The organism is Collinsella sp. TF05-9AC (genome assembly GCF_003438495.1).
GTDB lineage: Bacteria > Actinomycetota > Coriobacteriia > Coriobacteriales > Coriobacteriaceae > Collinsella.
In genome coordinates, this window is sequence record NZ_QSSH01000026.1 from 1 (window position 1) to 5,604 (window position 5,604).

The 5,604-nt window shown below is 65.3% G+C and carries 5 protein-coding genes; 2 read left to right on the forward strand and 3 right to left on the reverse strand.

The annotated features are described in order from the left end of the window. Nucleotides 1-47 precede the first annotated feature (47 nt). From DXC52_RS07545 to DXC52_RS07555, 3 genes are all read right to left on the reverse strand, one after another. On the reverse strand, nucleotides 48-1,016 hold the full coding sequence (locus DXC52_RS07545) for an SIS domain-containing protein (RefSeq protein WP_117746772.1): 969 nt from the start codon (nucleotides 1,014-1,016) through the stop codon (nucleotides 48-50). Nucleotides 1,017-1,160: 144 nt separating this feature from the next. Further along, nucleotides 1,161-1,916 (reverse strand): GntR family transcriptional regulator, encoded by a 756-nt coding sequence (locus DXC52_RS07550; protein WP_117746773.1) that lies wholly within the window; start codon nucleotides 1,914-1,916, stop codon nucleotides 1,161-1,163. Between the two features lie 2 nt (nucleotides 1,917-1,918). Then, nucleotides 1,919-3,895, reverse strand: coding sequence for an ATP-dependent DNA helicase RecQ (locus tag DXC52_RS07555; RefSeq protein WP_117746774.1), 1,977 nt, complete (start codon nucleotides 3,893-3,895; stop codon nucleotides 1,919-1,921). 431 nt (nucleotides 3,896-4,326) lie between these two features. On the opposite strand from DXC52_RS07555, the gene DXC52_RS07560 reads away from it, so the two are divergent. Beyond that, nucleotides 4,327-5,109, forward strand: coding sequence for a transposase (locus DXC52_RS07560; protein WP_147330610.1), 783 nt, complete (start codon nucleotides 4,327-4,329; stop codon nucleotides 5,107-5,109). Beyond that, entirely contained in the window at nucleotides 5,025-5,450 is a 426-nt protein-coding gene (locus DXC52_RS10140; RefSeq protein WP_233504902.1) for a transposase, read from the forward strand. The genes DXC52_RS07560 and DXC52_RS10140 overlap by 85 nt, the downstream gene beginning before the upstream one ends. Nucleotides 5,451-5,604 lie beyond the last annotated feature (154 nt).

Here is a 5,604-nt window from a genome sequence, read left to right on the forward strand (position 1 = left end):
GCCCCCGACGTGAGAAGTTGTTACCCCGGTAACTTAATACCGCTCGATTAGTACTGCTCGATGCCCATGTAGCGACGAACCTCGGGGCTGTGGTCGAAGACCTTGCCGCGGGCGGCGCGCAGCTCGCAGCTCATGTTGTAGAAGAAGATCGGCTCCAGGTACGAACGCACGCTGGCAGGCACGTCGCCCACGCCGTACTCGAGCGCATCGAGCACCATGACCGTATCGGTATGCGTGTTGAGGAACGCCAGCGCGCGCTCCTCCATGGGACGGCACTCGCCCGATCCGAGCTGTACAAAATAGAATACGCCGGGCTCGGTGGCTTCGAACGGGCCGTGGAAGTACTCGCCGGAGTGGATATAGCAGCAGTGCTGCCACTGCATCTCCATGAGCGAGCAGATGGCCATAGCGTAGGTCTGGCTAAAGTTGGGGCCGGAACCCAGGATATAGAAGAACTCGTGCTGCTGGCAGAGCTCGGCAAAGCGATCGCCCAGCTCGGCGTTGACCTTCTCGCGGGCAGCGGGCAGCAGCGCATCCATCTGCTTAAGGCCGGCGTACATGTCGGCAAGCGCCTCGTAACCCTCTTGCTGGTCGAGCAGCTCGGCAGCCATCAGGGCGCCGATGCCCTGCGGCACCTCGGCCTGCGGCACGCCTTCGCCCCACGGATAGACCCAGGTGGTCCACTTGCCGTTATCGATCTTGGAGCCCTCGCAGTCGGTGAGGGCGACAACCTCGGCGCCGGCGGCCAGCGCCATCTCGCAGCCGTCGACGACCTCCTGCGTGTTGCCGCTGTGGCTGCAGGCGATGACGAGTGACTTCTCGCCAAGACTCTTGGGAGCCATCAGGCAAAACTCGCGTGCCGTGTAGACCGTCGAGGTAAACGTGGTGGCCTCGCGCTTGAGTAGCTCGTTGGCCGGCATGAGGTCGATCATCGAACCGCCGCAGGCGATCCAAAAGACGTTCTCAATCTTGCCCTTGCGCTCGATAATTTCCTGAACCAGATCATGTGCGTTCACGGTGATGTTCCTCCTTGTGTGGCGGCTTTGAACGACGACAGCTCGTACCTGCGGTCGTTCTATGTTGTCCTATTTATAGCACGCACGACGATGCACGTGAAGTCATTTCACCAAATTTGTTCTATGTTGTTCTATCTATGGACGTTAGATGTCGAACACGTAGCGCGAGCCCACGATCTTTTGGCGTCCGAGCAGCAGGGGCCGCCCGTCCGCATCGGTAAAGTATGCCTCCATATAGAAGAGCGGCTCGCCGACCGGCACCTCCAGCAGCGGGGCCGCCTGAGCATCAGCAAGCGCAATCTCCACGGTACAGGGGTCGGACTTGAGCGGCGCGCGGCCCGAATGCTCGGCAACGAGCGCAAAGATTGAGTTATCGGTGAGGTCCTCGTCGGCCAGCGTCTGCAGGTAGGGATGGTCGGCGAGCACAAAGGCGTTGTTCTCGAGCATGACAGGGATGCCGTCGGCCGTGCGCACGCGCTCGACCACGATAAGCTCGCAGCCGGGCTCCACGCCAAAGAACGCCGCATCCTCGTGCGTCGCCGCGACCACCGTGCGCGACACCAGACGCGCGCCCGGCACCATGTCGTTGGCAGCACAACCCTCAGTAAAGCTCTGGACGTCACCCTTCTGGCGAATCTTGCGCTTGAGCTTGGGGGCGCACACAAACGTGCCCCTCCCCTGCTGGCGGTTGAGATACCCCGCGCGCGACAGCTCCTCGATGGCACGGCGCACGGTGATGCGCCCCACGCCGTAGGACTTCGCGAGCTCCATCTCGGCAGGAATGCGCGAGCCGGCGGGGTACACGCCGCGCGCGATCTCGCCCTTTAGGTCGTCCATGACCTGCTGGTACAGCGGCACGGCGGGCACGTCAGTGCGGTCGGTTTTATCGTCGAATGCCATCGTTACACTCCATCCCGCGCATGCTCGGACTCAAATTCTTCAATCGCCGCCATAAACTGCTCGCCAAAGGCGTCGGCTTTTTTCTCGCCAATGCCGTTGACCTGGATCAGCTCCTCGCGCGTCTGCGGACGCAGGCGGCACAGGCCGCGCAGGGCCTTGTCGGAAAAGACCATATACGGCGCCATCTCCAGCTCGGTCGAGATCTCCTTGCGGAGGGCACGCAGGCGCTCGAACAGCTCGGCATCGTCGCCAACGCGCGGGCGCTGATCCAGCTCGGCCTCCTCGCGCAGCAGATCGACGGCGCGGCGGGCGCGGGCCGAGGCCTTGCGCTTGGACGCGCGACGCTTAACGGTAAAGGCGAACGCCTCGTCCTCGACCTCGCCGGCACGCGGACCCAGTCCCACGACCGGGTACTGCCCCTGCGAGGTGGCCAAATAACCGCGACCGCACAGCTGGCCGATGATGTCCTTGATGCGCCCGACCGATTCGCTCGACAGCTCACCGTAGCCGCGCTCCTCGTCCAGATGCATCTGGCGAATGCGCTCGGTGTTGCCGCCGTGGAGCACGTCGGCGATCAGCGACTTGCCAAAGCGCATGGGACGCGTGGCCACATAGCGCACGGCGGCGCGGGCCATATCGGTGACGTCCTCGACCTCGAACTGCGTGAGACAGTTGCTGCAGTTGCCGCAGCCCTCGGCGTCGTCTGCCGTGCCGCCCGCGGCGGCTGCCGCATGCTCGGCCGCGGCTTCGTCGCCAAAGTAGCGCAGCATGTATTCGCGCAGGCAGCCGGTGGTATTGCAGTAGCCCTCCATCTGGCTGAGCAGGCGATAACGGTTCTGGAGCGCCCACGCGCGCTGCTCATCGTCAAGCGCCTCGTCGGCCGCATCGCCGCGGTCGATCAAAAAGCGCCGCATGCGGAAATCGTTACCGTTCCACAGCAGATGGCAGCTGGCCGGATCGCCATCTCGGCCGGCGCGGCCCGCCTCTTGGTAGTAGGCCTCGATGCTCTCGGGCACGTTGTTGTGGATCACGTAGCGCACGTTGGGCTTGTCGATGCCCATGCCAAAGGCGTTGGTGGCAACCATCACCTGGATATCGTCGTCGATAAAGGCGCGCTGGCTTTGACGACGGGCGTCGTTGCCCATGCCGGCATGGTAGCGGCCAACGCGAATGCCGATGGGGCCCAGGTCCTCGGCAAGATCGCCTGCCAGCGCATCGACCGTCTTGCGGGTCGAGCAATACACGATGCCGCTCTCGCTCGAATGCGCGATCACATAGTCGCGCACCCACGCGGCCTTGGCCTTGTCGCCCATCTCCTCGCAGCCAAAGTAGAGGTTCTTGCGATCGAAGCCCGTCACCACCGTCGCGGGGTTTTGCAGGCCGAGCATCTGCTGAATGTCCGCACGCACGCGCTCGGTCGCCGTAGCGGTAAAGGCCGCCACGATAGGGCGCTGCGGCAGGGAATCGATGAACTCGCGAATCTGCAGGTAGGCGGGGCGGAAATCCTGGCCCCATTGGCTCACGCAGTGGGCCTCGTCAATAGCCACGAGCGGCACGCCAATGCCGCCGTCCGCCGCGGCCTCCTGCGCAAAGGCTAAAAAGCGCGGCTCGAGCAGACGCTCGGGTGCCACGTACATAAGCTGATAGCGGCCCTCGCGCGCCCGCTTGAGCACGGTGTTTTGCTGGGCCGGGGTAAGGCTGGAGTTGAGATAGCTGGGTCGCGCACCCGCCGCGAGCAACGCACGGGTCTGGTCCTCCATAAGCGACAGCAGCGGACTCACCACAAAGGTGATGCCGGGCAGCATGAGCGCGGGCACCTGGTAGCAAATGGACTTGCCGGCGCCCGTGGGCATAACACCCAGCGCATCGCGACCGGCAAGGATCGCATCGACCATGCGGTCCTGTCCCGGGCGAAACGAGGTGTAGCCAAAATAGGCGCCGAGCGTGTCGAGCGCCATCTGCTGCATGCTATCGGTCATGGTTTCCTAACGTCCAAGTCATCTGCCGCCGATTATACGCCGCCACGCGGACCGGTGCCGCGCCGCTGTCGGCCACGGGCGATGCAATCCGAAAGGAACGAGCGTGGATTTTTGAACACTTTCCGGATGAGCGTGGATTATTTCCCACTTTGAGCCCGTCATCAAGCAAAAAACGGGAGATTATCCACGCTCATTCTGCGACTAGTCATTGGGGACGTTCCTGAATGACTAGTCGTTTAAGAACGTCCCCAACGACTAAGCTCTTGACAAGCGCGGAAACGTCGCTGGTTGAGCATAAGTCAGACACTATGACCCAATCCAGGGGCACGGAAACGACAGGAGCCCCCGCTCGTGACCGCGGGTCGGGGCTGCGACATTGTTGTTGAAGTGCCAGAGGCGCAGCCGCGCCGCAACGAGGTTGGGAGGCTCCCGTGCCTAGATATTCTACCGCCTTCGGAATGGACGTACACCTCAGGTCCACCACCGTCTGCGCGCTCGACGCGGAGACGGGCGAGGCCGTGACGAGGAGGTTCCGCGGCAACCCCTGGGGCGAGGTCGCGGAGTGGATGTCGGGCTTCCCCGGCCCGTCGCTCGCCGCCTACGAGAGCGGCTACCTCGGCTTCGCCCCGCAGAGGGAGCTCTCCGCGCTCGGCGTCGACTGCGTCGTCGCGGCCGTCTCCAGGGTCCCGAGGTCGGCGGCAGACTTCTCGTCCAAGAACGACCGCAACGACGCGGCCAGGATGGCCAAGGCGATACTGTCGCACGATATCTCCCCGGTATGGGTGCCGTCCCCCGAGATCGAGGGGCTCAGGGACCTCGCCGGGGCCCACGACGCGGCGACCGCGAGGCTCGCGGCGGCGAAGCAGCGGCTCCTGGCGTTCCTGGCCCGCCGTGGCTACGCCTACGGCGGCACGACGCCGGCCGGAAACCCCCGGAGGTACTGGACGTACGACTTCCTCAGGTGGCTCGACAAGGTCCGGCCCGCCGACGACGGCGGCATCCGGGCGCTTGCGGCGCTGAGGAGCGAGGTCGAGGCGGCCGCCGAGACGCGCGACGACCTCCTCGCCGAGTACAGGGCCGCCGTCGCGGCGGGGCCCCCCTCTCGGCGGAGGTCGAGGCGCTCCAGTCGATCAAGGGGTGCGGCTTCGCGCTCGCCGCCGCCTTCGCGTCCGAGGTCGGCGACTTCTCGAGGTTCCGCTCCGGCAGGCAGGTGACGGCCTACTTCGGCCTCGCCCCGAAGCAGAGGTCGAGCGCGGACTCCGTGCGCCTCGGCGGGATCAGCGGGGCCGGCAACGCCCTCGTCAGGAGGCTGGCCGTCGAGGGGTCCTGGAGCTACGTCCAGGCGAGCCACCAACCGAAGCTGATGCCCAAGGGCAGCGGCGTCCCGCTCGAGGTGAGGATGCACGGGAGGAAGGGGTCCGAGCGCCTGCTCCGGCGGCGCGAGGAGATGCTCGCCAGGGGCATGCCCCAGGCGAAGGCGAACGCCGCCACCGCCGCCGAGCTCGTGAGGTGGCTGTGGGCCCTCGGCGCGATGTGCCGGGAGGCAACCGAATAGACATAGCCCCCGTCCCGGCGAGCCGGGCAGCCTTCGGGGATACCCCCGCTTTCGCTGGGCGCGCGGCAGCGGCCGCATGCGCGTAGTCAGACTTGGGGAGCCCCGCCGAAGGAGAGGATTGCGGGCCGCCGGAGCGGTATCCGCGGATATGAGA

What these genes read in the sequence shown, in the direction of transcription:
- DXC52_RS07555 (WP_117746774.1), bottom strand. Translation starts at nt 3,895, where the DNA reads ATGACCGATAGCATGCAGCAGATGGCGCTCGACACGCTCGGCGCCTAT.
- DXC52_RS07550 (WP_117746773.1), bottom strand. Translation starts at nt 1,916, where the DNA reads ATGGCATTCGACGATAAAACCGACCGCACTGACGTGCCCGCCGTGCCG.